Consider the following 26,442-nt stretch of genomic DNA (forward strand, 5'->3'; position numbering starts at 1 on the left):
GGTCACTTGCTCCCCAGCTCGATCGGCACGCCGATGAGCGAGCCGTACTCGGTCCAGCTGCCGTCGTAGTTCTTGACGTCCGAGTGCCCCAGCAGCTCACGCAGCACGAACCACGTGTGGCTGGAACGCTCGCCGATGCGGCAGTAGGCGATGGTCGACTTGCCGGCGTCGAAGCCGGCCTCGCCGTAGAGGGCGGTGAGCTCCTCGTCCGACTTGAAGGTGCCGTCCTCGTTGGCCGCCTTCGACCACGGGATGTTGATCGCCGACGGGATGTGGCCCGGCCGCTGCGACTGCTCCTGCGGCAGGTGGGCCGGGGCGAGGATCTTGCCGGAGAACTCGTCGGGCGACCGGACGTCGACAAGGTTCTTGGTGTCGATCGCCTCGACGACCTCGTCCCGCAGCGCGCGGATCGAGTTGTCGGCCGGCTTGGCGCTGTAGGTGGTGCCGCTGCGCTTCGGGACGTCCGTGGTCAGCGTGCGCCCGTCGAGCTCCCACTTCTTGCGGCCGCCGTCGAGCAGCACGACCTTCTCGTGCCCGTAGAGCTTGAACTCCCAGTACGCGTACGCGGCGAACCAGTTGTTGTTGCCGCCGTAGAGGACGACCAGGTCGTCGTTCGCGACGCCCTTGCTCGACAGCAGCTCGGCGAACTGCTCCTGCGACACGATGTCGCGGCGGACCGGGTCCTGCAGCTCGGTCGTCCAGTTGATCTTGACGGCACCCGGGAGGTGGCCGCCGTCGTAGGCGGTGGTGTCCTCGTCGACCTCGAGGAACACGACGCCCTCGGTGCCCAGGTTCTTCTCCGCCCAGTCGGCGGTGACCAGGACGTCCTCGCGGCTCATGGTGATGTCACTCCTGTGTGTCGGTGTCGATGGTGAACGAAAGCGGGTCAGGCGCGTGCGGCGCGCGCCCGTGCGAGCAGGCCGTACATCTCGCAGCCCAGGCAGAAGCCGAAGGCGGCGTTGAGGAAGGCGGCCACCAGCGCGAACGCGGTGGCGACGATCCCGAGCACGGTCAGCCCGGAGAGGTAGCCGAGCGCGCCGACCGCGGCGAAGACGAAGCCGACGGTCTGGGAGAAGCGGACGGGGGCCGCCTCCTCGCGCTCGGCGGGCGGGCCCAGGCGAGGGGCGACCGCCAGCCGGTAGAGCACGCCGTAGGGCGCGAACCGCATGCCGCCGAACGCGCCCGACGCGAACACCAGCGCCTGCGCGGCGGCGAGCCAGCCGCTGCCGCTGACGAGGACCAGCGCCAGGACGACGGTGGTCAGTCCGGCGGCGAACCGCACGCCGCGCGGGTCCAGGGGCGGGTCGACCGAGCGCGCGGGCGCGCCGGACCCGTCCGGTGCGGACATGGGGGAACTCCTGAGGGTTCTCGACGAAGGGGTCGGGGTCAGGAGGGCCGACACAGGCAGCCGGCCACGCGGCACAGATCGACTGCGCGGCGTCGGGTCAGCGGCCAGTTCACGGCAGCGAGGGTAACCGAAAGGTCCGGTCGGCGGGAGCGGCGTCCCGGAAGATGGACGCCCGTCACGCCGGGCGTCCGCGCAGCTCCGGGGCCAGCGCCGCGTCGAGCTCCGCGCGCCGGGGCACGCCGGACACCCGCAGCAGCTCACGACCGGCGCGGTCGAAGCCGATCGTGGTGGGCGTCCGCATCACGGACAGCGCGCGGGCCACGTCCGGCCGGTCGACGACGTCGATCTCGACGTGCCGCACCCCGGGCTCGCCCGCGGCCAGCTCGCCGAGCACGCCCGCCGTCTGCCGGCAGGGGGTGCAGACCGGCGAGGAGAGCTGCAGCAGGAGCACCTGCTCGGCACCCTCGGGGGCGGAACCGGTGAGGGCCCAACCGTCCGGCGAGCCGGCGCCGGACGGGGTCCGCACCCGGCCGTTGCGGGCGCGCAGCACCAGCCCCAGCGCGGTGGCCGCCACCAGCGCCGCGATCAGGACCACGAGTCCCGTGCCGCTCATGTCCCGGGCCAACCCGGCCGGCCGGCGCGATGTTCCCGGGTCAGCCCGTCGTACCCGATCCGGGGAGGGCCCCGACGACGACGTCGCGCGCCTCGCCGGAGATCTCCAGCGTGCCGTCGCGGGCCTGGAGCTTCGTGGGCACCACGCCGAAGGGCAGGCCGCCAGGGTCGATGCGCAGAGCGAAGGTCTGCCTGACCAGCTCGGTGATCGCATCGGGCAGCGGGTCGCCGTCGCTGCCGCGCACGTCCCGCGGCACGACCCGCATGACGCCGTCGGCCACCTGCAGCTCGGCGAGCACGACGGGCTGGTACTCCTCGCCGCCGATCGTCACGGTGCCGGAGAGCCGCGCGACGGAGTCCGGGTCGAGCTGGCGCATGCTCGGGTCGCCGCCCTCGTCGACGACGTCGGCGATCGCGTTGGCGTCGACGTTGCCGAGGCTGAACCGCTCGACGCCCGGGAGCATCCGCTGCAGGTCGTCCGCGCCGACGCGGGCCGCACCCTCGGCCGTGGTCACCCTCAGTCCCGGCGTGCCGCCGCCGAGGAACCCGGACAGCGGTGCCTCGACGTTCCGCAGGTCCGCGCGCAACTGCACGTTGTGCAGGTCGCCGACCTGGAGGCGGTCCGCGCGGACCTCGACCGAGCGGTACTCGCCCGAGACCGCCTGGGTGAGGAAGGGGAAGCCGTTGATCCGCACCGAGGGGTCGTCGGCCAGGCCGAGCCGGTCCCGCAGCTCGCGGGACACCACCGACTCCGCTGCCGCGGCCGCGGCGTAGTCCGCGGCGACCAGTACCCCGGCGAGCACCAGCACCGCGACGATCAGGCGTTTCACTCTCGACCTCCGGCTCCCACACGTCGCGCGGGCCCAACCTAGAGACCCCCGGCGCGGGCCCGTGCGGCGGGCCCGCCCCCGCCGTTCGTCACAGTGCTCTGACGAGTTCGTAACGCGCCCGAAACCGCAGCCGCCTCCGGATGAGGGAATTCGTCACGCACAGGTATTTCTGCAGCGCACGAGCCCGTCGAAGGGGGTGAGCTGGCTCGCGGAACTCGTGTCCGCGGCAACCGCTTGTCTATTCTTGACCGATCCGCGTGACGGACCCGCCGGGTCACGCGGTGCGGGACGGAGGTCGGCGTCGCCCACCGTGACCAGAACGACGGACGCCGGGCGTGGCGTCCGCCGTCGATTCCCCGGTGGAGAGGAGGCAGCGGTGGAACTGCTACTGCTGACAGCGGACACGGACCCCGGTTCGGTGCTCCCCGCGCTGACCCTGCTCCCGCACGGCGTCCGGACGGCAGCGCCCGAGGTGGCCGCGCTGCTCGACGCCGGTCCCCACGACGCGGTCCTGGTCGACGCACGGACCGACCTGGTCGCCGCGCGGAGCCTCTGCCGGCTGCTCGGCAGCACCGGCACGGACGTGCCCGTCATCGCCGTGCTCAACGAAGGCGGACTCGTGGCCGTCTCCGGTGAGTGGGTGGTCGACGAGATCCTGCTTCCGTCGGCGGGTCCCGCGGAGGTCGACGCACGCCTGCGGCTGCTGAAGTCCCGCCCGGGCGCGGACTCCGCGAGCGCGGGCGGCGCGCTGGTGCTGGGCGAGCTGGTGATCGACGAGGCGACCTACGCGGCACGGCTGCGCGGGCGCCTGCTCGAGCTCACGTACAAGGAGTTCGAGCTGCTCAAGTACCTCGCGCAGCACGCGGGCCGGGTGTTCACCCGGGCCCAGCTGCTGCAGGAGGTCTGGGGCTACGACTTCTTCGGTGGCACCCGCACCGTCGACGTCCACGTGCGGCGGCTGCGCGCGAAGCTCGGCCCCGAGCACGAGCAGATGATCGGCACGGTGCGCAACGTCGGCTACAAGTTCGTCCGCCCCGGCCGCGCCGGGCTGGGCGTGCCGGCCGGCGGGATCCCCGAGGAGAGCGACACGGACACGGACGACGACGGCGACCGAGCCGCCTTCCGTGGTCTGCACCAGATGCACTGATCGACCGATCACGGCACACCGGGACGGCCCGCGGGTAGGGTCGTCCCGGTGAGCGCCGTCCGGGTCCTGTCCGAGATCGACCCCGCCACCACGGCCGGCGTCCGCGCCCTGGCCGAAGCGGCCGAGCGGGCGGACGGGCGCGAACCCTTCTCCGAGCAGTTCCTGCTCAACCTGCGTGGCGGGCCCCGCGAGGGCGTCACGCACCTCGTGGCCGGCGCCGACGGCACCGTCGCCGGGTACGCCCAGCTCGACGGCACGTCGGCCGAGCTGGCCGTGCACCCCGACCACCGCCGCCGCGGGCTCGGCGCCGCGCTGCTCGCCGAGCTGACCGGCCGGGCCCCGAAGATCGACGTCTGGGCGCACGGCGACCTCCCGGCGGCCGCCGCCCTCGCACGGTCCCACGATCTGGAACGTGCGCGAGTGCTGTGGCAGATGCGCCGCACCCCCGACGCCGGCCCGCTGCCCGCGTCGACCGTGCCCGAGGGCGTCACGATCCGCCCCTTCGTGGTGGGCGAGGACGAGGCCGAGTTCCTGCGGGTCAACAACGCCGCCTTCGACTGGCACCCGGAGCAGGGCGGCTGGGCGGTCGACCAGGTCCGCGAGCGCGAGGCCGAGGACTGGTTCGACCCCGAGGGCTTCCTCCTGGCCGTGGACGCCGACGGCACGCTGCTCGGCTACCACTGGACCAAGGTGCACCCGCCGACGGCGACCGAGCCCTCCATGGGTGAGGTCTACGTCCTCGGCGTCGACCCCGCCGCGCACGGCCGCGGCCTGGGTCGCGTGCTGACCCTGGCCGGTCTGCACCACCTGGCCGGGCGCGGGCTCGACACCGTGCTGCTCTACGTCGAGGCGGACAACGCGCCGGCCGTGCGCGTCTACGAGAAGCTCGGCTTCGCCGTCCACACCTCGGACGTCATGTACTCCTCGTGATACGGGGATAGCCCCCCGTCACCGGTCCGTGTGGCCCGTCACGCCGCAGATCACGGGCCGGTCACGTGCCGTCGGGCACGTGATGAAGGCCGTGCCGTTCGGGTTACGTGTTCATCCCCCGTTCATCCGTAGTGGGTCGAGCGTCCACCGGGCGCACTTAGCGTTCCTCGCCGTGCGGCCCTCCCGGGCCGCGTGTGCGGCCGGTTCCGACCGGCTACCCGAACACGGAGGAACCAGCAGTGAAGACCATGCGCCCGAAGCGCGGCCGGATCGCCGCGGTCGGACTGGTGGCCGGCGGAGCCATCGTGCTCGCGGGCTGCGGCGCGGCCAACGAGGGCTCGTCGGCCGGCGGCGCCTCCAGCGCCCCGTCGTCGAACGTCTCGGGCACCATCAGCGGTGCGGGCGCGAGCTCGCAGCAGGCCGCGATGCAGGCCTGGATCGCCGGTTTCACCGGGGCCAACCCCGACGCCACCGTGAACTACGACCCGGTGGGTTCCGGCGGTGGCCGCACCCAGTTCGTCGAGGGCGGCACCGCCTTCGCCGGCTCCGACGCCTACCTCAAGGACCAGCAGCTCGAGCAGGCCCGCACCCGGTGCGGCGGCGCGGTCGTCGAGGTCCCGAACTACGTCTCGCCGATCGCGGTGGTCTACAAGCTCGACGGCGTCAGCAACCTCAACCTCGCGCCGGCCACGATCGCGGGCATCTTCGACCGCAAGATCACGACCTGGAACGCGCCGGAGATCGCCGCCGACAACCCCGGCGTCACCCTCCCGGCCACCCCGATCACCCCGGTGAACCGGTCCGACGAGTCCGGCACCACCGAGAACTTCACCGAGTACCTGCACGCCGCGGCGCCGCAGGCCTGGCCGCACGAGCCGGACGGCAACTGGCCGGTCCAGGGCGGTGAGGCCGCGCAGGGCACCTCCGGTGTCATCGGTGCGGTGAGCGGTGGCAACGGCACCATCGGCTACGCCGACGCCAGCCAGGCCGGCCAGCTCGGCAAGGTCAACGTGAAGGTCGGCGACGACTACGTCGGCCCGACCCCCGAGGCCGCGGCGAAGATCCTCGAGGAGTCGCAGCGGGTCGAGGGCCAGGGCGACAGCTCGTTCGCCTTCGAGCTGAACCGCACCACGACCGAGGCCGGCACCTACCCGATCGTCCTGGTGTCGTACCTGATCGCGTGCCCGCAGTACTCGGACGCCGCCCAGGCGAACCTCGTGAAGTCGTTCCTGACCTACGTGGTCAGCGCCGACGGCCAGCAGGCCGCCGCGCAGGCCGCCGGTTCCGCGCCGCTGTCCGACACCCTGCGCCAGCAGATCACCCCGGTGATCGACGGCATCCGGGCCTCGGGCTGATCCTCGACCGCACCGACGTCCGGGGGTCCCGGCCCGTGCACGCCGCGCGGCCGGGGCCCCCGCCCGTGCCCCCGTCCCACCTCGCCAGCTGAGGGAATGCCGTGACCACAACGGAAGTCACGCCCACGCCGCGGAAGACCGGCAAGCCGGTCACGCAGCTGGGCGACCGGATCTTCGCCGGATCGGCGAAGGGCGCCGGGATCCTGATCCTCGTCGTCCTGGCCGGGGTCGCCGCGTTCCTGCTGAGCGAGGCGTTCCCGGCGATCGTCGCCCCGGCCGACGAGCTGCCCGGCGACCAGAGCCTGCTCGTCTACGTCTGGCCGCTGCTGTTCGGCACGCTGCTCAGCGCCTTCCTCGCGCTGGTCGTGGCCACCCCGCTCGCCATCTGCGTGGCCTTGTTCATCAGCCACTACGCCCCGCGCCGGCTCGCGCAGGGCCTCGGCTACCTCGTCGACCTGCTCGCCGCGGTGCCGTCGATCGTCTACGGCCTGTGGGGTGCGTGGACGCTCGCGCCCGCCTCCGTCGGTCTGACGACCTGGTTGAACGAGTACCTGGGCTGGATCCCGCTGTTCGCCGGCCCGGTCTCGACCACCGGCCGCACCATGCTCGTCGCCGGCCTGGTGCTCGCGGTCATGATCCTCCCGATCATCACGGCCGTCGCCCGCGAGGTCTTCCTGCAGACGCCGAAGCTGCACGAGGAGGCCGCGCTCGCCCTCGGCGCCACCCGCTGGGAGATGATCCGCATGGCGGTCATCCCGTTCGGCCGCTCTGGCGTCATCTCCGGCGCCATGCTCGGCCTCGGCCGCGCGCTCGGCGAGACGATGGCCGTCGCGATCGTGCTGTCGGTCTCGGGCGTCGTCACGTTCAACCTGATCAGCTCCGGCAACCCGTCGACCATCGCGGCGAACATCGCCCTGCAGTTCCCCGAGTCCTCCGGCCTCGCGGTGAACGCGCTGATCGCGTCGGGCCTGGTGCTCTTCCTCGTCACCCTGGCGGTCAACATGCTGGCCCGCTACATCGTCAACCGTCGCCGCGAGTTCTCCGGAGCGAACTGATGTCCACCGGAACCGAGCGCAACGACCTCGACACGCTGCCGGGCGACCGCTCGCTCGACACGCCCGCCACGACCACCTCCGACGTCCCCCGGGTCCAGGGCACGCTCCCGCGCTGGGCGCCCTGGGGCATCCTCGTGGGGTCGGCCGTCGTGGTCGGCGCGGTCCTGGCCGCCACGGGCTTCAGCGTCGGCCTGTGGGTCTTCCTGAGCGCGGTGCTCTACGCCGTCGCCACCTATGTCACCTCGCGGGTGGTCGAGGGCGGCCGCAAGGCGGCCGACCGGCTCGTCACCGTGATCGTGTCCGCGGCCTTCCTGGTCGCCATGATCCCGCTGGTCTCGGTCATCCACACGGTCGTCTCCAACGGCGTCGCCCGCTTCGACGCCACGTTCTTCACCAACTCGATGCGGGGCGTCGTCGGCGAGGGCGGCGGCGCGTACCACGCCGTCATCGGCACGCTGATCATCACCGGCCTCGCCGCCGTCATGTCGATCCCGATCGGCGTGCTCACGGCGGTCTACCTGGTGGAGTACGGCAAGGGCCGGCTGGCCCGGGCGATCACCTTCTTCGTCGACGTCATGACGGGCATCCCGTCGATCGTCGCCGGCCTGTTCGCCTACGCGCTGTTCGCGCTGATCCTCGGGCCGGGCGTGCGGATGGGCTTCGCCGGCGCGGTCGCCCTGACCGTGCTCATGATCCCCATCGTGGTGCGCTCCACGGAGGAAATGCTCAAGATCGTCCCGAACGAGCTGCGCGAGGCCGCGTTCGCGCTCGGCGTCCCGAAGTGGCGGACGATCCTCAAGGTCGTCATCCCGACGACGGCGGGTGGCATCGCCACCGGCATCACCCTGGCGATCGCGCGCGTCATCGGCGAGACGGCCCCGCTGCTCGTCGCGGTCGGCATCACGACGGGCGTGAACCTCAACCCGTTCGACGACCGGATGGCCACCCTGCCGGTCTTCTCGTACTACTCGTACGTCGCGCCGGGCATCCCGCGCGAGCCCTTCCTCGACCGGGCGTGGACGGCGGCGCTGGTCCTCATGATCATCGTGATGCTGCTCAACGTCGTCGCCCGGATCATCTCCCGCGCGTTCGCCCCGAAGACCCGATAGGACACGTCATGAGCAAGAACATCGACGCCAAGGACCTGAACATCTACTACGGGTCGTTCCGCGCGGTCGAGGGCGTGAACATCTCGATCAAGAAGCAGACGGTCACGGCCCTGATCGGGCCGTCCGGCTGCGGGAAGTCGACCTTCCTGCGGTCCATCAACCGGATGCACGAGGTCATCCCGGGCGCGCACGTCGAGGGCCGGCTCGAGCTCGACGGCCAGAACCTCTACGGGCCCGGCGTCGACCCGGTGGGGGTGCGCCGGCAGATCGGCATGGTCTTCCAGCGGCCCAACCCGTTCCCCACGATGTCGATCTACGACAACGTCATCGCCGGGATGCGGCTGAACAACAAGAAGTCGAAGAAGGCGGACCTGGACGACACCGTGGAGCGCTCGCTGCGCGGTGCCAACCTGTGGAACGAGGTCAAGGACCGGCTCGACAAGCCCGGCTCCGGCCTCTCCGGCGGCCAGCAGCAGCGGCTCTGCATCGCCCGCGCGATCGCGGTGCAGCCCGACGTGCTGCTCATGGACGAGCCCTGCTCGGCGCTCGACCCGATCTCCACGCTCGCGATCGAGGACCTGATCAACGAGCTGAAGACGGACTACACGATCGTCATCGTGACCCACAACATGCAGCAGGCGGCGCGGGTCAGCGACTTCACGGGCTTCTTCAACATCGAGGGCACCGGCAAGCCCGGCAAGCTCGTCGAGATGGACGAGACCAAGACGATCTTCTCGCAGCCGAAGCAGAAGGCGACCGAGGACTACGTCTCCGGCCGGTTCGGCTGAGCCGGGGACCTGCGGGAACGGACGCCGGCGGTGCGCGATGCCGCCGGCGTTCGGCGTTCTCGGCCTAGATCTGCAGGGCCTCGGGGTGGTACCCGGTCACGACGTACACGGTGCGCTCCGCGAGGGCCACGGCGTGGTCGGCGATGCGCTCGTAGAAGCGGGCGAGCAGCGTGAGGTCGACGGCGGCGCGGATGCCGCAGGTCCAGCGCTCGCCGAACATCAGGGCGAACAGGTCGCGGTGCAGGGCGTCCACCCGGTCGTCGTCGGACTCGAGCTCGAGGGCGAGGAGGACGTTGCGGGTCCGCAGCACCGTGACCGCCTTGGCCACCATCGCGGTGACCTGGGCGCTGAGCTCCACGACGAGGTCGCGGGCGACGTCCGGCACGGCCGGCAGCGGGTCACGCCGGTGTGCGGCCTCGGCGATGTGCTGGGCGAGGTCGCCGACCCGCTCGAGCTCGTGCGCGGACTGGATGGCGGCCACGACCACCCGCATGTCCGGTCCGACCGGCGCGAAGATGGTGATGGTCTCGGTCGCGAGGACCTCGATCCGCGCCCGCAGGTCGTCGATGGCCGGGTCGCCCTCGATCACCCGCTGGGCCAGGCGGGGGTGCCGGTCGAGCAGGGCGGCACAGGCCGCCCGGAACGCGACCACGACGGCGTCGCCCATCTCGCCGAGCAGCGCCTGCAGCTGGGCGGTGTTGCCGTCCAGGGTCTCCCGTGCCACCGGGCCAGCCTAGGAAAACGGGACGGACGACCACGGCCGGGTCCGCGTGAACGGTGGGTGAACGCCTGGCTGTCCTACGGGTCGAGGCGGAAGCCCACCTTCAGCCCGACCTGGAAGTAGTCGACGGCCCCGTCCTGCAGGTTCCCGCGGATCTCCGTGACCTCGAACCAGTCCAGCCCGCGGAGTGTCTCGTGGGCGCGGCTCACGCCGTTGCGGATCGCCGCTTCGACGCTCTCGGGCGAGGTGCCGACGATCTCGGTGACGCGGTACACATGATCCGACATGCACCTGTGTAGCCCGATCACGGGGCGCCCCAAACGCGGGAGCGGCGATCAGACGGCGAGCGGCCCCGGCATCTGCCCGGTGACGACGTAGACGATCCGCCGCGCGACGGCGACGGCGTGGTCCGCGTAGCGCTCGTAGAACCGGGCGAGCAGCGTGACGTCGACCGCCGCCTCCACGCCGTGGTCCCAGTTCCGGTCCATCAGCACCGTGAACATGTGCTTGTGCAGGTCGTCCATCGCGTCGTCGTCCGACTCGAGCTCGGCGGCGGCCGCGAGGTCGCGGCTGCGGATGACCGCCCCGGCCTTGCGGGCCAGTGCGACGCCGACCCGGCCCATCTCGGCGAAGTACGGCGCGATCTCCTCCGGCAGCACCGGCTGGGGGTGGCGGCGCCGCGCGGCCTGCGCGACGTGCAGCGCCAGGTCGCCCATCCGCTCGATGTCGCCGGCGCCGTGGATCGCGGAGACGACGATCCGCAGGTCCGTCGCCACCGGGGCCTGCAGGACGAGCAGGGCGAACGCCTTCTCCTCGGCGGAGTGCCGGATCTCGTCGATCCGGATGTCCTCGTCGATGACCTGTTCGGCGAGCCGGAGATCCGCGTCGAGGAGCGCACGGGTCGCCTTCTCCATGGCCGTCGCGACGTCCTCGCACATTCCGGCGAGGGCGTCGCCGAGCTCGTCGAGCTGGTCCGTGTAGGCGTCGCGCATGGTCCGAGGGTAAAGGGGTGCGATCCGGCGCACAGCAGCAGGACGTGAACCGGCGATGAACGCTCGGGGTCGCGGTCAGCCGCAGGAGGCGGTCGGGGCGGTCTGCGCGGCCGGGGCGGCCGCGTCGGTCACGGGGGCCCGCACGGTGCCGTCGAACGAGCTGCCGAGGACCAGCTGGAGGGTTCCGGTGCTGCCGGGGTCCTGGACGAGCCGGGCGCCGGGGACGACCGCGCGGAGCAGCTCGGCGGCGTCGGCGCGGTCGGGGGAGAAGCGCAGGACCGTCTCGGTGGAGGGCTGCGCGGCGTTGCCGACCTCGCCCACGCCGAACCCGAGCGACCGAAGTGCGTCGCCGACCTGGCGGCCCAGCCCGTCGCGGCCCGCGGCGTTGACCACACCGACCGTCACGTCGGCGGGCTTTGGTCCCTCGGCGGACGCCACCGGCGTCGTGGTGGTGGGGAGGGGCTGGCCCTTGCGCAACGCGGAGAACAGCCGGGAGGACTCGGTGTCGCGCAGCTCCAGGTTGCCGCGGGTGTTCGGCACGGCGGAGACGGGCAGCGGCAGGAAGGTCACGCCGTCGGCGGACGGCCGGTCGAGCGCCGAGGTCAGCCGGACCATCTCGTGCACGCCGACGTCGTCGGCCAGCATGCTGCGGCCCAGGGCGGCGGCGAAGTCCCGGGTCGTAGTGGGAGAGAGCAGGGTCGAGGCGGAAAGGGCCTCGCGGAAGGTGGCCGCGAGCAGCTGTTGCTGGCGTTGCAGCTGGCCCAGCGCGGGGGAGGGGTCGGTCGGCACCGCGGCGGCCTCGGCGAACCGGACGGCCTGGGTCCCGTCGAGCCGAGTGGTGCCGGCCCGCGGGACCACGGTGCCGAGCGTGCGGTCCTCGACGGGCTGTCCGACGCACACGTCGACGCCGCCGATCGCGTCGACCATGCCGGCGATGCCGGGCAGGTCCAGCGCGACGAACCGGGTCACGGACATCCCGGTGAGCTGCTGGACGGTGCGGACCAGGCACCGCGGCCCGCCCACCGTGTAGGCCGACGACAGCGCGGTGCGGGTCTCGGCGGGGACGGTCTCGTCGAGGTAGGTGGCGGCCGCGGGGTCCCAGCGCGGGCAGGGCGGTCGGTTGATCTCCAGGTCCATCGGGAACGAGACGCCGACGACCCGGTCCCCGTCGGCCGCGACGTGCGCGAGCATCAGCGTGTCCGTCCGCTCGTCCGTGGCCGCCGGTGTGCCCGAGCTGCCGGAGGCGGTGCCGAGGACCAGGACGTTGTCGTCGCCGGCCTGGCCCGCGGCGTCGATCACCCCGGACTCGGGGTCGAGGGCGGCGACCGAGCGGATGGTCGAGTCCATCCAGCGGGTGGCGCCCCAGCTCAGCGCGACGCCGAGGAAGGTCAGGACCGCCAGCGCGGCCGCGGTGATCCGGCCGGCCAGGGCGAGGCGGGACGGCGGCTTCGGCGGGGTGTCCGTGGTGGCCCGACGGTCCGCGCGACGGGCGCGGGGGGCCTCCTCCTCGTCCTCCTCGCCGTCCTCGTCGTCGTCCAGGGTGACGCCGGCGTGGGCGGCGGTCAGACGGGTGAGGCTCGCGTCGATCGCGCGGGTGCGGTCGGCGAGGGCGTCGCCGTCGTCATCGGTCTCGTCCCCGACAGGGGAAACGAGCGCGGTGTCGTCGCCGCGGGGGGCGCGCAGGGCACGGCCGGGGGTGTCCGGGGAGCCCGTACGGGCGCGGAGGCGGGTGGTGGGGGAGGCGGTCGTCCCTCCGGCCTCGTCCGGCTGCGGTGGTGCCGCGGCGCCGGGTCGGCGTGCAGGGCTGTGCTGGGGTGCGGAGTCCTGCGCCGGCGGCCGGCCGCCGGCGTTCGGGGTTCGGGGCGGTGCACCGGCGGGGCCGGTCGGGAGGCCGACGGTGCTCGTCGCGGGGTCGGAGGGGCGGCGCGGCCCGCCGGGGCGGATCCCCGTTGTGGCTGCGGCGTCGGAGGTGTCGGGGCGGTGCCGGGCCGCGTCCCGCGGGTCGGCGCTCGACGGGGCGGGTCGGGCATCCGTCCGTCGGTCGCCGGGATTCCCTGCCGCCGGCCCTGCGGTTCGCGGGTCCTGGGCCTGCCCGCCGCCTCCTGGGCGGTCAGCGGTACGGCCGTAGCCGCCCTGCCCGACACCGCCCTGCCCGACACCGCCCTGCCCGACACTGCCCTGCCCGGCGCCGTTCTGCAGCGCGCCGTTCTCCCGCGAGCGGTTCTGCCCGAGGGTGTGTCGCGTGCCGACGTTGGGCCCGGAGCTGTTCGGGGCGGCGCCGCTCTGCCGGAACCCGTTCGGCCCGGTGTTCGGCGGGGCGCTGCGCCGCCCGTGGCCGCTCGGCCCGGCGGTGCCCGGCGCGGCGCCGTGCTGCTCGAAGGCGTTCGGCCCGGTGTGGTGCGGGGCTCGGTTCTGCCCGGGGCCGTTCGGCCCGGTGTTCTGGGCGGCGGTGTTCGGCGTGGGGATGCTCTGCGTGGCGCCGGGCGGGCCGTACCCGCTCTGTCCCGCGCCGTTCCGGCCGGGGCCGTTCGGCCCGGGAGCGCCCGGGGCACCGCCGTTGTATCCCGGACCGTTCTGTCCTGCGCCGCTGCGTCCGTAGCCGTTCCGATCCGCCACATCGGGGCCTTGGCCGGTCCCGTCGTCGGCGGCCCGGCGTCCGGCATGGCCGGTCCCGGCCTGCTCGTACCCGCCGGGCTGTCCCGGCCAGGACGGGCTCGGGGCGGTGCCGTTCCGCGGCCGGCCGTTCGTCGAGGCAGGGTCGTACCCGTCAACGCCCGATCCCTCAGGGGCGCGGCGCTCGCGCCGGGAGGTCTCGTCCACCCACGGGGCAGGCTCGGGTTCTTCGGTGGCGCGGATGCCGAGCCGGGCGAGGACGTCGTCCGCAGGGGGAGGCCCGTCCCCCCGGGCACGCCGGCCCGCGCGGGAACCCCGCGACCGCCGGTCGTCCTCGTCCTGCACGTCACCTCCGGCCCACCGACAGCGGGAAGGGCGGAGTAGCCGTCACCGGCAGTGTCCGCCCCGGCCGTCGAGTTTACGGAGCCGCAATGCTCCGACCGGCGGAGGGTCAGCCGGTCGTGCGAACCGGCTGGGGTATGGACCGGCGCGCCCCGGCCGGCCCGGCGAGCCGCACCCGGCCGCCGCGCGCGGTCCGGTAGGCCACGGCGTTGCGCCCCGCCTCCTTGGCCGTGTAGAGGAGCATGTCGGCCTCGCCGATCAGGCGTTCGACCTCGGCGATCCGCCCCGCGGCGTGCGCCACCCCGATGCTCACGGTGACCCGCAGGTCGGGGTGCAGGTCGGACCAGTCGTGCCGGGCGATGCGGTCCCGCGCCTGCTCGCTGATCTCCACCGCCTGGGCCAGGTCGCGGCCGGGCAGGACCAGCGCGAACTCCTCGCCGCCGTAGCGGGCGCAGAAGCCGCCCTCGGGCAGCGCGGCGTCGAGCTCGGTCACCATGCGTTGCAGGACGCGGTCGCCGAACAGGTGCCCGTGGGTGTCGTTGACCAGCTTGAAGTGGTCGATGTCGACCAGCGCGAGGCACAGCCCGGTGGTCCGGAAGGGCGTGCCGTCGAGGTCGGCCAGCAGGGCGGCGAGTCGCTCGTCGAGGTAGCGGCGGTTGTAGCTCGCGGTGAGGCTGTCCCGGCGGCTCTGCTCGCGGGCCTCGGCGTGCTCGCGGCGGAGGCGGTCGAGCTCGTCGTGCGCGTCGGGCAGGGGCTCGTCGCCGTGCAGGAGGCGCAGCGCCGCGTGGAGGTGGCCGTAGGCCTGCTCCCAGGCACCCTCGGCGGCGAGGCGCTCGGCGGCGGCGGTGTGCAGGGCCGCGCGGTTGCGCGGGGACGCCGGCGGGGTGTCCGTGACCATCGGCGCGTCGTGCACCAACGTCCGCACCGCTGCCCTGCCGTCCATCCCGATCACCCCCCTGCTGCCCCTATCGTCGTCGTGACGCGTGTGGTTCTTGAGACGGACGGGACGTTCCTACCCGTTCGCGTCCCACTCCACCCGACCGGGCGAAAGATGATCCACAGGGCGTCGGCGCGCGACGTCACCCGCCGGAGTGCTCCAGCTCCGCGCCGAAGGGCACGGAGGGGTCGTCGGCGTCGTCGAGCCAGTGTTCGGGCAGGACGACCTTGCCCGGTGAACCCTGCCGCCCGCGCGGGCCCTCGGCGTCGGCGGGGAACTCCTGGTCGAGGTCGAGCTGGGCGAGGAGCTCGTCGAGCTGGTCGATGCTCTCGACCATGCCGAGGCTGCGCCGCAGGTCGCCGCCGACCGCGAAGCCCTTGAGGTACCAGGCGATGTGCTTGCGGACGTCCCGGATGCCCTTGTGGTCACCCATGTGCTCGCACAGCAGCACGGCGTGCCGACGCAGCGTGGCCGCGACCTGCCGCAGGTTCGGCGGCGTGGGCAGCGGGCGCCCGGCGAAGGCGGCCTCGAGGTCGCCGAACAGCCACGGCCGGCCGAGGCACCCCCGCCCGACGACGACGCCGTCGCACCCGGTCTCGCGGACCATGGCGAGCGCGTCGTCGGCACTGAAGATGTCGCCGTTGCCCAGCACGGGGAGCCCGGCGGGCAGGTGGTCGCGCAGGCGCGAGATCGCGGACCAGTCGGCGTGCCCCGAGTAGCGCTGCGCCGCGGTCCGGGCGTGCAGCGCGACGGCCGCGACCCCGGCCTGGGCCGCGATCCGGCCGGCCTCGAGGTAGGTGTGGTGCCCGTCGTCGATGCCGATCCGCATCTTGACGGTCACGGGCAGGTCGCCGGCGTTGTCGACGGCCGCCTTCACGATCCGCTCGAACAGCCGCCGCTTGAACGGCAGCGCCGCCCCGCCGCCCCGTCGAGTGACCTTCGGGACCGGGCAGCCGAAGTTCATGTCGATGTGGTCGGCGAGGTCGCGCTCGACGATCATCCGCACGGCCTGCCCCATCGCCGCCGGGTCCACGCCGTAGAGCTGCATGGAGCGCGGCTGCTCGTCCGGGTCGAACGCGATCATGCGGAAGGTCAGCGGGTTCTTCTCGACCAGCCCGCGCGAGGTGATCATCTCGCAGACGTAGAAGCCCGCCCCCTGCTCGCGGCACAGCCGCCGGAACCCCGGGTTCGTGATGCCCGCCATCGGCGCCAGCACGACCGGCGTCGCCACCTCGTGGCGGCCGATGCGCAGCGGCGGCAGCACCGGGCGGGCGGTGCTCTCGGGGGTGTCCAGCAGTGTCACGGGATCCCATTGTCCACGTGCGTGTCGCGACGGTGTGGGATGAGGGGGAGGGTGATCCGGACGACGGTCGTCGGCCTCGGTCCGGCGCTGTCGGCCGCCTGCTCGGCCTCCTCTGTGCCGCCCGAACCCGCCGCACCCGGCCCGGCTCCCTCGCGCACGGTGATTCCGGTGCACGCACACTGCGGTGGGCGGTACACGACCTTCGACTCGCGCTCCTGGGACGCCGGCCATGATCCGTTCGACGGGGGCGGCGCGCTCGGCTACGTGACGGGCGTGATGACCCTGGTGTCCGACGGCCTCGCCCACTTCGAGACCGGCGGGATGGTCGTCGAGTACCGCCCCACCGCCGGCGCGACCCCGCTCTGCGCATGAGGTGCCCTTCGATCCCCGGCCGGCACCTGCGCCCAGTACGCTCGACCGCGGTCGACCTGGGCAGCTCCCCGGGATCCGGCCAGGGCCTCTAGCTCAATCGGCAGAGCAGCGGACTTTTAATCCGCGGGTTGTGAGTTCGATCCTCACGGGGCCCACCCCCTTCTACCTGGGGAGATCGTACCTCGGGATGATCGCGTTTGGCCGAGTGTGTGCGTGGTCTGTGCGTGGCGGATCCGGCTCGGGCTCGTGGGATCAGGGCGGCGACCGCCTCGGCCGCACTCGCCGCCACCTCGTGGAAGACCGACGTGTAGGTGTCGGCAGTGAGCGTTACCGAGCTGTGGCCGAGGGTCTCCTGGACGACCTTCATCGGCACCCCCGCCGCGAGCATGAGGGAGGCAGCGCCGTGACGCAGGTCGTGTAGCCGCACGGGCGGTAGGCCGATCTCCTCGGCGAGGTGATGGAAGCGCGCCGTAACCCAGGCCGGGTGCAGCGCCTCGCCGTTCTCCTTGGTGAAGACGCGGCCGGACTCTTGATAGGCCTCGCCCCAGACGGCCCGCTCTCGGTCTTGCTGCTCCTTGTGTGCCTGCAGCGCGGCCACGGTGCCGGCATCGAGGGCGATGAACCTGTTGCCGGCCTCCGACTTCGGTCTGCTCTCGATGACCTGCCACCCGTTCTGGACCAGCTGCCGTCGGATCGCCATCAGGCCTGCGGACAGGTCCACGTCCTCCCAGGCAAGGCCGCACGCCTCACCACGGCGGAGGCCACGGTGAGCGACGACGTGCCAGAGGGCGTAGAGGCGGTCGTGGTGGGCGTGGTCGAGGAAGGCGCCCAGCTGTGTTGGCGTCCAGACCATCACCGGCGAGGGCGGTTGGCACGCTTCCTCGAGCCGTTCTCGGTCAGGTTCGTCAAGTTCGCAGGCGGCGAGCGCGGCGCACGCAGCCGACCAGCGGGAGACGCGTTCCTCGGTCCAGATGAGTGCCTTCGGACGTTTCCCACTTGGGAGTCGAACCAGGGCGGCGGGATTCGAGGGGATCAGGCTCTCGCGCATGGCGTCGTTGAGAGCTGCCCGCAGGGTGGCGCGGACTCGTTGACGGGTCGAATCGCTCACCGGGATCTCGGCGAAGGCCTCGGCTACGTGTGCGACTCGTAGATCGTCGAGCTTGATATGTCCGAGCCGCGGCACGAGATGGTTCCGAATATGGCCGGCATAACTTCGGTGGGAGGTGTCTGCAAGGTCGGTCCTTGCTGCGATCCACTCATAAAGATATGTGCCAAGCTGGAGCCCGATTCGACCTGATCCGTTTCGATAGCGCGTCCTTGCGGCATCGAGAGCGGCTTCTGCCTCCTGGCGGGTATCCCACTTCCAGTGACGCAATTGGTGTGGCTTCCCGCTTCGGCCGGGAACGGTCAGCGTGAAGCCCCACCGCCCATGTCTCGGGTTCCAACTCCCGTCTGCGCGCTTGAGTTTTGGGCAGCGTGCACCGAGCTGACGTCGGCGCCCATCGACGACTTCTGTGCAGGCACAACGCTTCGAGATCGCGCCCCTGTTCACCTGCGATCCTCGAACATCTCGTACTGCTCCGCGCGTTCCTGGAGGATGTCGTAGCGGTCTACACGGTCAGGGAGGTAGGAGGTCAGCGCCTCGGGGATGGTGCCGGCCTGTTCTGCCCTGCTCCGCAGGAACCACTCGGCATTCCGGACGGCCTCGCGGCTGAGGTGGACATCATCTTCCGCGTTCGCGAGATCACGTATGTGCTGGGCGACTGTTTCGGTCTCTCTGCGCTTGATCTCGCGCTTCTTGATGGCCTGCCAATACTTGACGGCGCGATCGAATCTGTCGAGGTGCTTGAGGAAGAGCTTGAACGAGTAGATGAGGCCGAACGACGAGCGGTTCTCGTGCTCGGACTCTGGTAGCTGCTTATCGCCGGAAACCCACTCGATGGCATGCCACGGGTGAACACTGCGATCGGGCAGGATCTCGATGAGGTCTGTCTGGCCGAAGCGACTGATGAGAAGGACAGGCGGAACCTCGAGGGCCTCGGCCAGTACGAGCAGCTCGGCCAGTGACACGGATTTGCGTCGGTAGGACTCGAGGTTCGCGAGTACCGACCTCGGTATGTCGTAGCCGATCTCGCGGCAACGCTCGGAGAGTTGCTGGGCGCTCAGGCGCCGCTTGTTCCGGTAGCGCCGCACCTCGTCGGCGACGGTCCGAACAAGCTCCTTCTCCCACTCAGCCTCGCGTGTCATCGCGACACAGGATAGCGGCATCCGCCCCCCGCTTGACAAGTGGCGACACAGCCTGTCACGTTGATCGAGTGACACAGCTGTAACTCTCGGATCGGGGGATCGTGAGATGGCGACACAGGATGCGCGCGGCATGTCGATCACTGAGCTTTGTGGATTGCCCGTCGTGGTCGACGTGGTGACGGCTGGACGGGCTTTCGGGCTGGGCCGGACGAAGACGCACGAGATGGTGAGGGCGGGGACCTTCCCCGTGCCGGTCCTGCGGCTGGGCCGGACGTATCGAGTCCGACGGGCTGACTTGTTGAAGGCCGTCGGAGAGGTTGACCGGGCTCGGGGCACCGACGATCCGGCGGGTGGGGGCAGCGGTGCGCAGGGTGTGGCATGAGCCCTTATGCCGACGGACGGGGCCGGGCAGGTGACAACTGGGTTCGCGGATGCGCCTCCGCCGGAGCGGCTGCCACCTGCTGACCTGGGCGCTGAACGAGCCGTGATCGGGGCGGTGCTTCATCACGCAGCTGTGCTGGACGAGGCGGCCGAGCTCGTGTCTCCGGAGGACTTCTACCGTCCGGCCCACGCGGAGCTCTTCCGCGAGATGCTGAGGATGCGTGAGGCGGGTCGTCCGGTTGATGCGATCTCGTTGGCTGCGCACCTTGGAGATCGTCTGCATCAGTTGGGTGGCGCGCCGTACTTGATCGACTGCATGGGGAGCGTCCCCACGCCGTCGAACGTGGCGTATTACGCCGAGATCGTCGCGGACAAGGCGATGCGGCGCCGACTGGTGGCGGCGGCGACGAGGATGTCCCAGCTTGCCTACGCGCTGCCGGGCGACGTCGACGAGGACCTGGTCGGTCGGGCGCATGAGTTCCTCGACGAGGTCGCCGGCGGTGGGCGGTCTGGTCGGGGGCGGCGACTCCGTCGGACGCCGGCTTCCGAAGTGACGATGCGCCGGCTGCGGTGGCTGTGGCAGAACCGGATTGTGCTCGGCGGGTTGACGCTGTTGGCCGGCCGAGAAGGGCTCGGGAAGTCGACGGTTGCCGTGGACCTGGTCGCGCAGGTCACGCGGGGCGAGCTCGCCGGGGAGTTCCTCGGCGAGCCCCGCCCTGTCATCTACGTCAACTCGGAGGACGCGAGGGACAGCACGATCGTCCCGCGCCTGGTGGCCGCCGGGGCCGATCTCGAACGGGTTGTCTTCTTGGACGCTGTGTCACCGACCGACGACGAGGCGCCGCTGGTCCTGCCTCACGACACCCGATTGCTGGCAGAGGAGATCGACGACCTCGGGGCTGCCCTGGTGGTGCTCGACGCCGCGACGTCGGTCATCGACAGCACGCTGGACGGTGATCGAGACCGCCAGATGCGGCGCGGGCTGGAGCCGATCTCCAAGCTTGCGGCGGACACGGGTGCCGCGATCGTGGGCATCGTGCACTTCGGGAAGCGGGAGTCGGCGGACACTGGCAAGTTGATCCTGGGCTCGATCGCGTGGTCGCAGGTGGCGCGCTCGGTCCTGGCGGTGGCTCGGGACGAGGACACCCACCAGCTGGTCATCTCCTCGACGAAGGCGAACCTCGCGCCAGGGGATGCCGCATCGCTCGCCGTCAGCCTCGTTCCCGCGGCGGTGGACACGCCGGACGGCCCCACACAGGTGGCACGCGTCGAGTGGCACGGCGAAACACCGCAACGCGCGGAGGAGCTCCTCGCGGTTGGCCCCGAGGGAGAAGACCGCTCCCTGATCGCCGAGGCGGTGACATGGCTGCTCGGCTACCTCTCCGACGAGAAGCGCGCCGGCTCCGCGGGCGCTGGTGAGATCCTTCGGGCAGCCAAAGCGGACGGCTTCAACGAACGCCTGCTGCAGCGCGCCCGCAAACGCGCGCACGTGTCCACCCACCGAACCGCAACCGGCTGGACCTGGACGCTCGATACCGCACCAAGGCGGCAAGACGACAACCCCACGTAGAGGTGACCAGGGAAGACGCCATCATGACAAGAACACGTGCGCGCACGTCGGCTTGTCATGTTGTCGCCTTGACCAGGAGCGCCCCGGGCGTCGCGGTCATGTCCAGGCGCGGCCTACTGCGCGGCGTTGGTGGCGATGCTGGTGAGGGCGAGCCCTGCCCACCCGCGGGCCACGGGCTCGGCCTGGGCGTTGATGACGACCGGCCCGTCGCGTCGGGAGGCGTAGGCGTCGCCGGTATAGCTAACCGTGCGGTACCTGCCGCGGTTCCGAGACAGCTCCGTCACGTTGCCGGTGCCGCTGGTGTCCATGAGCTGCTTGAGCGCACGAGCGCTCGTCTCGTCGGGCATCTCGACCCAGGACACTGCGACGATGGCGGTGTCGCCTTTCTGGTCGCGCAGCTCGAAGTAGGCGCGATGGAGCCCCGTGCAGGCAGTGCGGCGAAAGAAGTCCTGGACCTGGCCGTAGGAGTTGGCCACGCAATCCGCGGAGTCGTCCGTGACCTTCCCGGTCAGGCGCACGCCCTGCCGGACGATGCGTGCTTCCGCCGCGGTCGAGTTCCTGCTGCCGACCCGCGACCCGCTCCGTGCCCCGGAACCGCCACCGGCTGAGACTGATGCACCACCGGAGGATGTGGCGCTCCCGATCGCGGTCGCGCCGCCGGCGCTGGCCAAAAGGGCTACGCCGAGGGCGATAGCGAGAGGAGTACCGCCGCCGCTGCCCTTGTCGCTCCCGCCACCCTTGCCGCCGATCCGTCGTGCCAACGGGGAGTCCTCCGGCTCTCACTCACTGTCACCGGAAGCTCGCGCTGGTTGATCTTCGCGTTACGGCGACCGAGCGAGCGCTTCGGTGTGAACGCGGTTCCCGCCTGCCGACAAGGGCCAGCCAGGACCGTTCTCGCTGGTTGACGTGCTGTTGGGTACTCGCTCGTAGCGGGCCGTGCCAGGGCTCGTGATGCCTTCCTAATGCCTCGCCGCGCACTCCCCTGCTCGCTGAGTGCCATCCCGTCGACCTGGCGCAGCCCGACCACGCGGACGTCCGTGGGCGGCCCTCGATGCCAACCGCCGGCCGAGCTACGCCAGCTCCGCCCACGGGTGGCCGCGTGGTAGCCCTCCGGGAGGTCGTCGGGATGGCACGGAACGGGTCGCCATCCTGTTGATCTGCCGCCCGGCGAGGGCTTCCGGCGCCCGGAACTGTCGGTGGTGATCGCTACGGTCTAGTACTCCAGCCGCAGTTCGTTATGGGATCTTCCAATAGGGTTCGATCTTGTGGAGTCGTCGGAGGATCTCGAGGCGTGGGCCGGTGGCCTGGACGGGTTGTTCGGGCTGGTGGCGGGCCGGTTCTTCCGTGCGGAGCCGCGGCGGCGGGCGCGGGCGTATGTGCGGGGGTTGCTGGCCCCGCTGGCCGGGAAGAACGGGTGGACGCTGGCCGAGGTCGCCGGTGATTCGACCCCGGATGGGATGCAGCGGCTCCTCAACGCCGCCGCCTGGGACGCCGACGGAGTCCGTGACGACGTGCGGGACTACGTGGTCTCCCACCTCGGCGAGCCGGGCGGGGTGCTGATCGTCGACGAGACCGGGTTTCTCAAGAAGGGCACCAAGTCCGCCGGGGTGCAGCGCCAGTACTCGGGCACCGCGGGGCGGGTGGAGAACTGCCAGCTCGGGGTGTTTTTGGCCTACGCCACCGGGAAGGGCCGCACTCTGATCGACCGCGAGCTCTACCTGCCGAAGTCGTGGACCGGCGATCGGGAACGCTGCCGGGAGGCGGCGGTGCCCGACGAGGTCGAGTTCGCCACCAAGACCGCCCTGGCCAAGGACATGCTCGGCCGTGCCCTCGATGCCGGAGTTCCGGCGGGCTTCGTAGCGGCGGACGAGGCCTACGGGCAGGACTACAAGTTTCGCTCCTGGTGCGAGCAGCGCCGGATCGGCTACGTCGTCGCGGTCCCCCGAAACCAGTCCATCCCGTTGTCCAGCCCGGTGTCCCTGGACGCCGACATCTCCCAGATCGGCGGCTCACGACGGGCCGACGACCTGGTCGCCCGCGCTCCCGACCGGGCCTGGAAGCGCCGCTCAGCCGGTCCGGGGGTGAAGGGGGAACGGTTCTACGACTGGGCCGTGGCCTCGCTGTATCCGCCCGAGAACGCCCCCGCCGGGTTGGGCCGATGGCTGCTGGTGCGCCGCCAGATCCTCACCGATGAGCAGACCCAGGCCGGCGCGGAGCCGGAGCTGGCCTACTACCTGTGCGCCGGCCCACCGGGCACCACCGACGCCGACCTGATCCGGGTCGCCGGCACCCGCTGGGCCATCGAGGAATGCTTCCAGACCGCGAAGAACGAAGTCGGCCTCGACCAGTACCAGGTCCGCCGCTACGACGCCTGGTACCGGCACATCACCCTCGCCCTCCTCGCCCACGCCTACCTCTCGGTCACCGCGGCCATCGCCCCAAAAGACCTGGTAGCGGCCTCATCCCGCTCACCCTCGCCGAGATCCGACGTCTCCTGGCACCTCTGACCCACATCCCCGCCCACACCCTGCGATGGGCCTGGTCCACCTGGCGACGACGACACCAACACCGAGCCCGCCAAGCCCACTACCGCCGACGCGAACGACAAACCTAACGAACTGCGGCTGGAGTACTAGTCGAGACCGGAGGAGGATCTTTAGACGTCATTGCAGAAGTCTGGGAAGCAAGATCGCCAGCAGGGCGACCAGTCCTTCTGCCAGCGGATCTGTACCCCACGGCATCGCCTGAGCCACGGGTGCCTGGACTTCTGAAATGTCGTCTTAGCCCCGGGCTAAGGTCGCCTCCACCGCCGCTGGGCAGGGGCTGGCGGCGGCGGATCTGGCCGACGCGTGTTTGTCGACGAGCCGAGCCCGCCGTCCACGCCGAGCACCTGAGCGTGGTTGAGCTGCTGCTTCTGCAGCGTCGACATTGCGGGCGGCCGGGCCCCAGGCTTTCGGGGCCCGGCCGCCACCGGCCACCGGGGCGCGATGGGGGCGCCACGATGAGCCCCCAGTGGCCCCGGACCCTGGATGGTTGAAGGTGCCCTCCCACTCCGACCCGTCCAGGAACGACGTCGCGCCACGGATCACATGGGGACTGACCAGACCACTCGTGTACCCCCACAATCAGAAGTGCTGATCGAAAAGGAGCCGCTGTGATGCTCGGCACGTTGCCGCATTTCGCGGAGTCCACGGTTCCGGGTCTTCGTGCTGATTCCGACGCCATCGTCCGTGACCTCAAGGGTGAGGCGGCCAGGGGTCACCTCGACGCTGATTGAGACGGATCGCGCGCAGGCGTGCCGCACGACGTTGGCCAGGGACTCCCGTAACGCGATGACGAGGTCGTTGCCCAGCTCCTGCGGGACGAAGCCGCCGAGTGCGGCGGCCAGGAACACGGAGGGCGGAAAACCCAGTACGGCGGCCATATCCGTGATGATGGCCTGCAGCCTGCGCAGCAGGTCATCTCCTTCTGCGAGGCGCCGCTCGGTAGGGGGAAAGAGGATCGTGCGGATCTCGTTGATCGTCTCGTCGAGTATGCGGATGGCGTCGTCGATGTGGCCGGCGGTGAGGGAAGTCGCGTGCACGGTGGTCGAGGTCCGCAACCGGGATGCGGCGCTGTTGAGGGACAGCCCGGCCGCGAACAAGCGATGGACGATGTTGTTGGACAACTCGGCGGCGATCCGGTCGCGCTCGTCGAAGTCAGCGCCGCTCCCGGCGGTGGCTGCGGGATCCTGCGCAACTCCGTTACCCAGGCGCCGGGATGGTGCCGGCGGAGCTTGCTCGGGTGTAACGCTGCGGAGCGAGCCGCCTGTTGCACCACACGGTGGTACCGCCGGACTGCTGCCCGCGATCATCTGCCCTCGATCCGTCGGCGACAGAGTGGACACGACGACAACTCGCCGTCGGTGCTGTGTCGCGGCCGAGGTCCAGGGCTGCCTGAATGTCTACTCCTCCCACCGTGAAGCGGCAACCGCAGCCATGGGGAAGCACGACACCGACCGGAACGCGGGTCTCTTCGGTCGGCTACAGGGAACCTGCACGGGCATATCGGCCGGGGAGCGCTATGACGGCCCCCGGGGAGTAGGGTTTGCGGCCTTGGCTTGGTGCTCGATCTGGTCCCCGTCGTGCCCCTGTCCCGCTTTCATCGGACGACGGGAGGTGGCGCGTGATCGGTCGGCTGCGCGCGGCGCCGGGAAGGTGCGGGCCGGGTGCCTGAGCTGGGGGTTGTGACCCGGGTCTTGTTGGGTTTTGCCCGAGACGGCTCGGATGACCGTGGTCTGGCGAGGACGATCTGCGGGGCGTGCGTGAACGGGCTTGACGTCGACGGCGCGTCGATCTCGGTGCTCACGGTGACCGACGCCCGCGAGACGCTGTCGGCTACCGATCGGACCGCGCAGCTGTTGGAAGACCTGCAGTTCACCCTGAACGAAGGACCGTGTGTGGAGGCTGCGCTGACCGGCGACCCGGTCCTGGTGCCGGACGTGCAGGATTCCACCGACACGGCGCGGTGGCCGGCGTTCGCCGCGGCCGTGATGGAGCAGACCGAGGCCCGGGCCCTGTTCGCGCTGCCCCTGCAGTGGGGCGCGATCAACCTGGGCGTTCTGGATCTGCACCGGCGCGATCCGGGTGGGTTGACCGACGGTGAGCGCCGCGACGCGTTCGGCGCCGCGGATGTCGCGGCGTTGATGATGTTGGGGCAGCGCACCGACCCCGGCGGGGGCGGCTGGCTGGATGGCGGTGTCGCGAGCAGGGCCGAGATCCACCAGGCCACGGGCATGGTGCTGGTGCAGCTCGGGGTCACGGCCCCGGAAGCGTTGGCCCGCCTACGTGCCCATGCGTTCGTCCAGGGGCGCCTGCTCATCGACGTCGCCCGTGACGTGGTGGCTCGCCGGGTCAGCTTCCTCGAGGATGTGCAGTAGCGGTGGCGGGATGTGAGGGGTGTCGGTCATGAGTTCGTTGCCTGCCGATCGCGAGCGGTCGGCCAGCCATGCGTTCGTGGTGCTGGCCGACACCATGGTCGCCGACTACGACGCCATCGATCTTCTGGATCGTCTGATCGGCTTCTGCGTGGACCTGTTGCCCGCCGAGGCCGCCGGGATCGTGCTCGGGGACGCCCGCCGGGAGCTGCGGGTCGTCGCGGCCTCCAGCGAGGCGGCCGAGCTGATGGAGCTCCTGCAGCTGCAAAGCGACGAGGGGCCCTGCCTCGACTGCTTCCAGAGCGCGACGCCGGTCAGCGTTGCGGACCTGACCGGCGCGGCGGCTCGTTGGCCGCGGTTCGTGGCCGCGGTCGCCGAGCGCGGACAGTTCCGGGCCGTGCACGCCCTTCCCTTGCGCCTGCGGGGGCAGGCGATCGGCGCGTTGAATCTGTTCGACCGCGAGCCGGGCTCGCTGCCCGAGGGCGACCTCGCCCTCGGCCAGGCCCTGGCCGACGTGGCCACGATCGGCATCCTCCAGGAACGGGCGATCCGTCGTGCCGAGGTGGTCAACGAGCAGCTGCAAATGGCGCTGACCAGCAGGGTAACCATCGAACAGGCCAAAGGCGTGCTGAGCCAACAGCTGGGCGTCAGCGTCGAGGTAGCGTTCGAGCGTCTGCGCTCGTACGCGCGAAGTCACAATGGGAAGCTCGCGGTCGTCGCCAGCCAGATCGTCCGGCGAGAGCTCGATCCCGCCGGGATCACAGCCGACCCGAGCCCACCCGACTGAGAGCGTGTTTGAGAAGGTCACGTCTTATCTGCAGTAGTAAGGAACAAGAAGACGTGCAGGGTGTGGCCGACGACGTTGCGATGCCATT

At 71.3% G+C, this 26,442-nt stretch carries 25 protein-coding genes, 1 tRNA gene and 1 pseudogene; 12 read left to right on the top strand and 15 right to left on the bottom strand.

All coding sequences use genetic code 11. From position 1 onward, the window contains the following. Window positions 1-2 precede the first annotated feature (2 nt). Genes ACQP04_RS01955 through ACQP04_RS01975 form a run of 5 tightly spaced genes read right to left on the bottom strand, consistent with a single transcriptional unit; the run spans window position 3 to window position 2,790 of the window. Window positions 3-839: a sulfurtransferase gene (locus ACQP04_RS01955; protein ID WP_433505369.1), complete on the bottom strand. Its 837-nt coding sequence runs from the start codon at window positions 837-839 to the stop codon at window positions 3-5. Between the two features lie 47 nt (window positions 840-886). After that, window positions 887-1,348 carry a DUF4395 domain-containing protein gene (locus ACQP04_RS01960; RefSeq protein ID WP_433505370.1) on the bottom strand — a complete coding sequence of 154 codons (462 nt, stop codon included), beginning with the start codon at window positions 1,346-1,348 and terminating at the stop codon, window positions 887-889. Window positions 1,349-1,386: 38 nt separating this feature from the next. Next, window positions 1,387-1,527 carry an Ms5788A family Cys-rich leader peptide gene (locus ACQP04_RS01965; protein ID WP_433505371.1) on the bottom strand — a complete coding sequence of 47 codons (141 nt, stop codon included), beginning with the start codon at window positions 1,525-1,527 and terminating at the stop codon, window positions 1,387-1,389. Continuing rightward, window positions 1,524-1,961 (bottom strand): thioredoxin family protein, encoded by a 438-nt coding sequence (locus tag ACQP04_RS01970; protein ID WP_433505372.1) that lies wholly within the window; start codon window positions 1,959-1,961, stop codon window positions 1,524-1,526. The genes ACQP04_RS01965 and ACQP04_RS01970 overlap by 4 nt, the downstream gene beginning before the upstream one ends. 40 nt (window positions 1,962-2,001) lie before the next feature. Then, entirely contained in the window at window positions 2,002-2,790 is a 789-nt protein-coding gene (locus tag ACQP04_RS01975) for an LmeA family phospholipid-binding protein (RefSeq protein ID WP_433505373.1), read from the bottom strand. Between the two features lie 376 nt (window positions 2,791-3,166). Between ACQP04_RS01975 and ACQP04_RS01980 the strand changes: the two genes are divergently transcribed. The 6 genes from ACQP04_RS01980 to pstB all read left to right on the top strand — a co-directional run bounded on the left by ACQP04_RS01980 (window position 3,167) and on the right by pstB (window position 9,174). Then, complete coding sequence (locus tag ACQP04_RS01980; RefSeq protein ID WP_051737859.1) at window positions 3,167-3,937, top strand: winged helix-turn-helix transcriptional regulator; 771 nt, start codon at window positions 3,167-3,169, stop codon at window positions 3,935-3,937. A 48-nt stretch (window positions 3,938-3,985) separates the two neighbouring features. Then, the gene (gene mshD / locus ACQP04_RS01985; RefSeq protein ID WP_433505374.1) at window positions 3,986-4,867 is read left to right on the top strand and encodes a mycothiol synthase; all 882 of its coding nucleotides are present in this window, start codon (window positions 3,986-3,988) and stop codon (window positions 4,865-4,867) included. A 248-nt stretch (window positions 4,868-5,115) separates the two neighbouring features. Beyond that, on the top strand, window positions 5,116-6,222 hold the full coding sequence (pstS, locus tag ACQP04_RS01990) for a phosphate ABC transporter substrate-binding protein PstS (RefSeq protein ID WP_433508277.1): 1,107 nt from the start codon (window positions 5,116-5,118) through the stop codon (window positions 6,220-6,222). 101 nt (window positions 6,223-6,323) lie between these two features. Further along, window positions 6,324-7,277 (top strand): phosphate ABC transporter permease subunit PstC, encoded by a 954-nt coding sequence (gene pstC / locus ACQP04_RS01995; protein ID WP_433505375.1) that lies wholly within the window; start codon window positions 6,324-6,326, stop codon window positions 7,275-7,277. Next, complete coding sequence (gene pstA, locus ACQP04_RS02000) at window positions 7,277-8,386, top strand: phosphate ABC transporter permease PstA (RefSeq protein ID WP_433505376.1); 1,110 nt, start codon at window positions 7,277-7,279, stop codon at window positions 8,384-8,386. Before pstC ends, pstA begins: the two co-directional genes overlap by 1 nt. An 8-nt stretch (window positions 8,387-8,394) precedes the next feature. Continuing rightward, window positions 8,395-9,174 (top strand): phosphate ABC transporter ATP-binding protein PstB, encoded by a 780-nt coding sequence (gene pstB, locus ACQP04_RS02005; protein WP_433505377.1) that lies wholly within the window; start codon window positions 8,395-8,397, stop codon window positions 9,172-9,174. Window positions 9,175-9,238: 64 nt separating this feature from the next. On the opposite strand, the gene phoU (ACQP04_RS02010) is transcribed toward pstB, so the two are convergent. The 6 genes from phoU (ACQP04_RS02010) to dusB form a co-directional block, all read right to left on the bottom strand. After that, window positions 9,239-9,898, bottom strand: a complete 660-nt coding sequence (phoU, locus tag ACQP04_RS02010) for a phosphate signaling complex protein PhoU (RefSeq protein ID WP_433505378.1) — start codon at window positions 9,896-9,898, stop codon at window positions 9,239-9,241. A 74-nt stretch (window positions 9,899-9,972) separates the two neighbouring features. Then, window positions 9,973-10,182, bottom strand: coding sequence for a dodecin (locus tag ACQP04_RS02015; RefSeq protein ID WP_433505379.1), 210 nt, complete (start codon window positions 10,180-10,182; stop codon window positions 9,973-9,975). 48 nt (window positions 10,183-10,230) lie between these two features. Then, on the bottom strand, window positions 10,231-10,887 hold the full coding sequence (phoU, locus tag ACQP04_RS02020) for a phosphate signaling complex protein PhoU (protein WP_037049540.1): 657 nt from the start codon (window positions 10,885-10,887) through the stop codon (window positions 10,231-10,233). 75 nt (window positions 10,888-10,962) lie between these two features. After that, window positions 10,963-13,503: an LCP family protein gene (locus ACQP04_RS02025; RefSeq protein ID WP_433505380.1), complete on the bottom strand. Its 2,541-nt coding sequence runs from the start codon at window positions 13,501-13,503 to the stop codon at window positions 10,963-10,965. Between the two features lie 448 nt (window positions 13,504-13,951). Further along, window positions 13,952-14,785, bottom strand: coding sequence for a GGDEF domain-containing protein (locus tag ACQP04_RS02030; RefSeq protein WP_433505381.1), 834 nt, complete (start codon window positions 14,783-14,785; stop codon window positions 13,952-13,954). Between the two features lie 136 nt (window positions 14,786-14,921). Then, window positions 14,922-16,082 (bottom strand): tRNA dihydrouridine synthase DusB, encoded by a 1,161-nt coding sequence (dusB, locus tag ACQP04_RS02035; RefSeq protein ID WP_433505382.1) that lies wholly within the window; start codon window positions 16,080-16,082, stop codon window positions 14,922-14,924. A gap of 168 nt (window positions 16,083-16,250) precedes the next feature. Between dusB and ACQP04_RS02040 the strand changes: the two genes are divergently transcribed. Both ACQP04_RS02040 and ACQP04_RS02045 read left to right on the top strand, forming a co-directional pair. Then, window positions 16,251-16,454, top strand: a complete 204-nt coding sequence (locus ACQP04_RS02040; protein ID WP_433505383.1) for a hypothetical protein — start codon at window positions 16,251-16,253, stop codon at window positions 16,452-16,454. Between the two features lie 82 nt (window positions 16,455-16,536). After that, window positions 16,537-16,609, top strand: a tRNA-Lys gene (locus ACQP04_RS02045). A 200-nt stretch (window positions 16,610-16,809) separates the two neighbouring features. Here the strand turns inward: ACQP04_RS02045 and ACQP04_RS02050 are convergent. Both ACQP04_RS02050 and ACQP04_RS02055 read right to left on the bottom strand, forming a co-directional pair. Next, window positions 16,810-18,006: pseudogene (locus tag ACQP04_RS02050) on the bottom strand (tyrosine-type recombinase/integrase); the annotation flags it as partial. Then, complete coding sequence (locus ACQP04_RS02055; protein WP_433505384.1) at window positions 18,003-18,701, bottom strand: helix-turn-helix domain-containing protein; 699 nt, start codon at window positions 18,699-18,701, stop codon at window positions 18,003-18,005. The gene ACQP04_RS02055 and the pseudogene ACQP04_RS02050, both read right to left, overlap by 4 nt. Before the next feature lie 388 nt (window positions 18,702-19,089). Here ACQP04_RS02055 and ACQP04_RS02060 point away from each other — a divergent pair, with 388 nt between their 5' ends. After that, window positions 19,090-20,652 carry an AAA family ATPase gene (locus tag ACQP04_RS02060; protein ID WP_433505385.1) on the top strand — a complete coding sequence of 521 codons (1,563 nt, stop codon included), beginning with the start codon at window positions 19,090-19,092 and terminating at the stop codon, window positions 20,650-20,652. Between the two features lie 113 nt (window positions 20,653-20,765). Here the strand turns inward: ACQP04_RS02060 and ACQP04_RS02065 are convergent, their stop codons facing one another. Continuing rightward, window positions 20,766-21,413, bottom strand: coding sequence for a hypothetical protein (locus ACQP04_RS02065; RefSeq protein ID WP_433505386.1), 648 nt, complete (start codon window positions 21,411-21,413; stop codon window positions 20,766-20,768). A 489-nt stretch (window positions 21,414-21,902) separates the two neighbouring features. On the opposite strand from ACQP04_RS02065, the gene ACQP04_RS02070 reads away from it, so the two are divergent. Then, window positions 21,903-23,159 (top strand): IS701 family transposase, encoded by a 1,257-nt coding sequence (locus ACQP04_RS02070; RefSeq protein ID WP_433508278.1) that lies wholly within the window; start codon window positions 21,903-21,905, stop codon window positions 23,157-23,159. Window positions 23,160-23,737: 578 nt separating this feature from the next. On the opposite strand, the gene ACQP04_RS02075 is transcribed toward ACQP04_RS02070, so the two are convergent. Beyond that, the gene (locus tag ACQP04_RS02075) at window positions 23,738-24,538 is read right to left on the bottom strand and encodes a sensor histidine kinase (protein WP_433505387.1); all 801 of its coding nucleotides are present in this window, start codon (window positions 24,536-24,538) and stop codon (window positions 23,738-23,740) included. 321 nt (window positions 24,539-24,859) lie between these two features. Between ACQP04_RS02075 and ACQP04_RS02080 the strand changes: the two genes are divergently transcribed. Beyond that, window positions 24,860-25,570: a GAF and ANTAR domain-containing protein gene (locus ACQP04_RS02080; protein WP_433505388.1), complete on the top strand. Its 711-nt coding sequence runs from the start codon at window positions 24,860-24,862 to the stop codon at window positions 25,568-25,570. Between the two features lie 28 nt (window positions 25,571-25,598). After that, on the top strand, window positions 25,599-26,354 hold the full coding sequence (locus ACQP04_RS02085) for a GAF and ANTAR domain-containing protein (protein WP_433505389.1): 756 nt from the start codon (window positions 25,599-25,601) through the stop codon (window positions 26,352-26,354). Window positions 26,355-26,442 lie beyond the last annotated feature (88 nt).

Origin of the sequence: Pseudonocardia halophobica (genome assembly GCF_050948485.1) — a bacterium.
Taxonomy (GTDB): Bacteria; Actinomycetota; Actinomycetes; order Mycobacteriales; family Pseudonocardiaceae; genus Pseudonocardia; species Pseudonocardia halophobica.

Coding starts and splice junctions, on each gene's coding strand:
- ACQP04_RS01955 (WP_433505369.1), bottom strand. CDS start 839: ATGAGCCGCGAGGACGTCCTGGTCACCGCCGACTGGGCGGAGAAGAAC.
- ACQP04_RS01960 (WP_433505370.1), bottom strand. CDS start 1,348: ATGTCCGCACCGGACGGGTCCGGCGCGCCCGCGCGCTCGGTCGACCCG.
- ACQP04_RS01970 (WP_433505372.1), bottom strand. CDS start 1,961: ATGAGCGGCACGGGACTCGTGGTCCTGATCGCGGCGCTGGTGGCGGCC.
- pstS (WP_433508277.1), top strand. CDS start 5,116: ATGCGCCCGAAGCGCGGCCGGATCGCCGCGGTCGGACTGGTGGCCGGC.
- pstA (WP_433505376.1), top strand. CDS start 7,277: ATGTCCACCGGAACCGAGCGCAACGACCTCGACACGCTGCCGGGCGAC.
- pstB (WP_433505377.1), top strand. CDS start 8,395: ATGAGCAAGAACATCGACGCCAAGGACCTGAACATCTACTACGGGTCG.
- ACQP04_RS02015 (WP_433505379.1), bottom strand. CDS start 10,182: ATGTCGGATCATGTGTACCGCGTCACCGAGATCGTCGGCACCTCGCCC.
- phoU (WP_037049540.1), bottom strand. CDS start 10,887: ATGCGCGACGCCTACACGGACCAGCTCGACGAGCTCGGCGACGCCCTC.
- ACQP04_RS02030 (WP_433505381.1), bottom strand. CDS start 14,785: ATGGACGGCAGGGCAGCGGTGCGGACGTTGGTGCACGACGCGCCGATG.
- ACQP04_RS02055 (WP_433505384.1), bottom strand. CDS start 18,701: ATGACACGCGAGGCTGAGTGGGAGAAGGAGCTTGTTCGGACCGTCGCC.
- ACQP04_RS02060 (WP_433505385.1), top strand. CDS start 19,090: ATGCCGACGGACGGGGCCGGGCAGGTGACAACTGGGTTCGCGGATGCG.
- ACQP04_RS02085 (WP_433505389.1), top strand. CDS start 25,599: ATGAGTTCGTTGCCTGCCGATCGCGAGCGGTCGGCCAGCCATGCGTTC.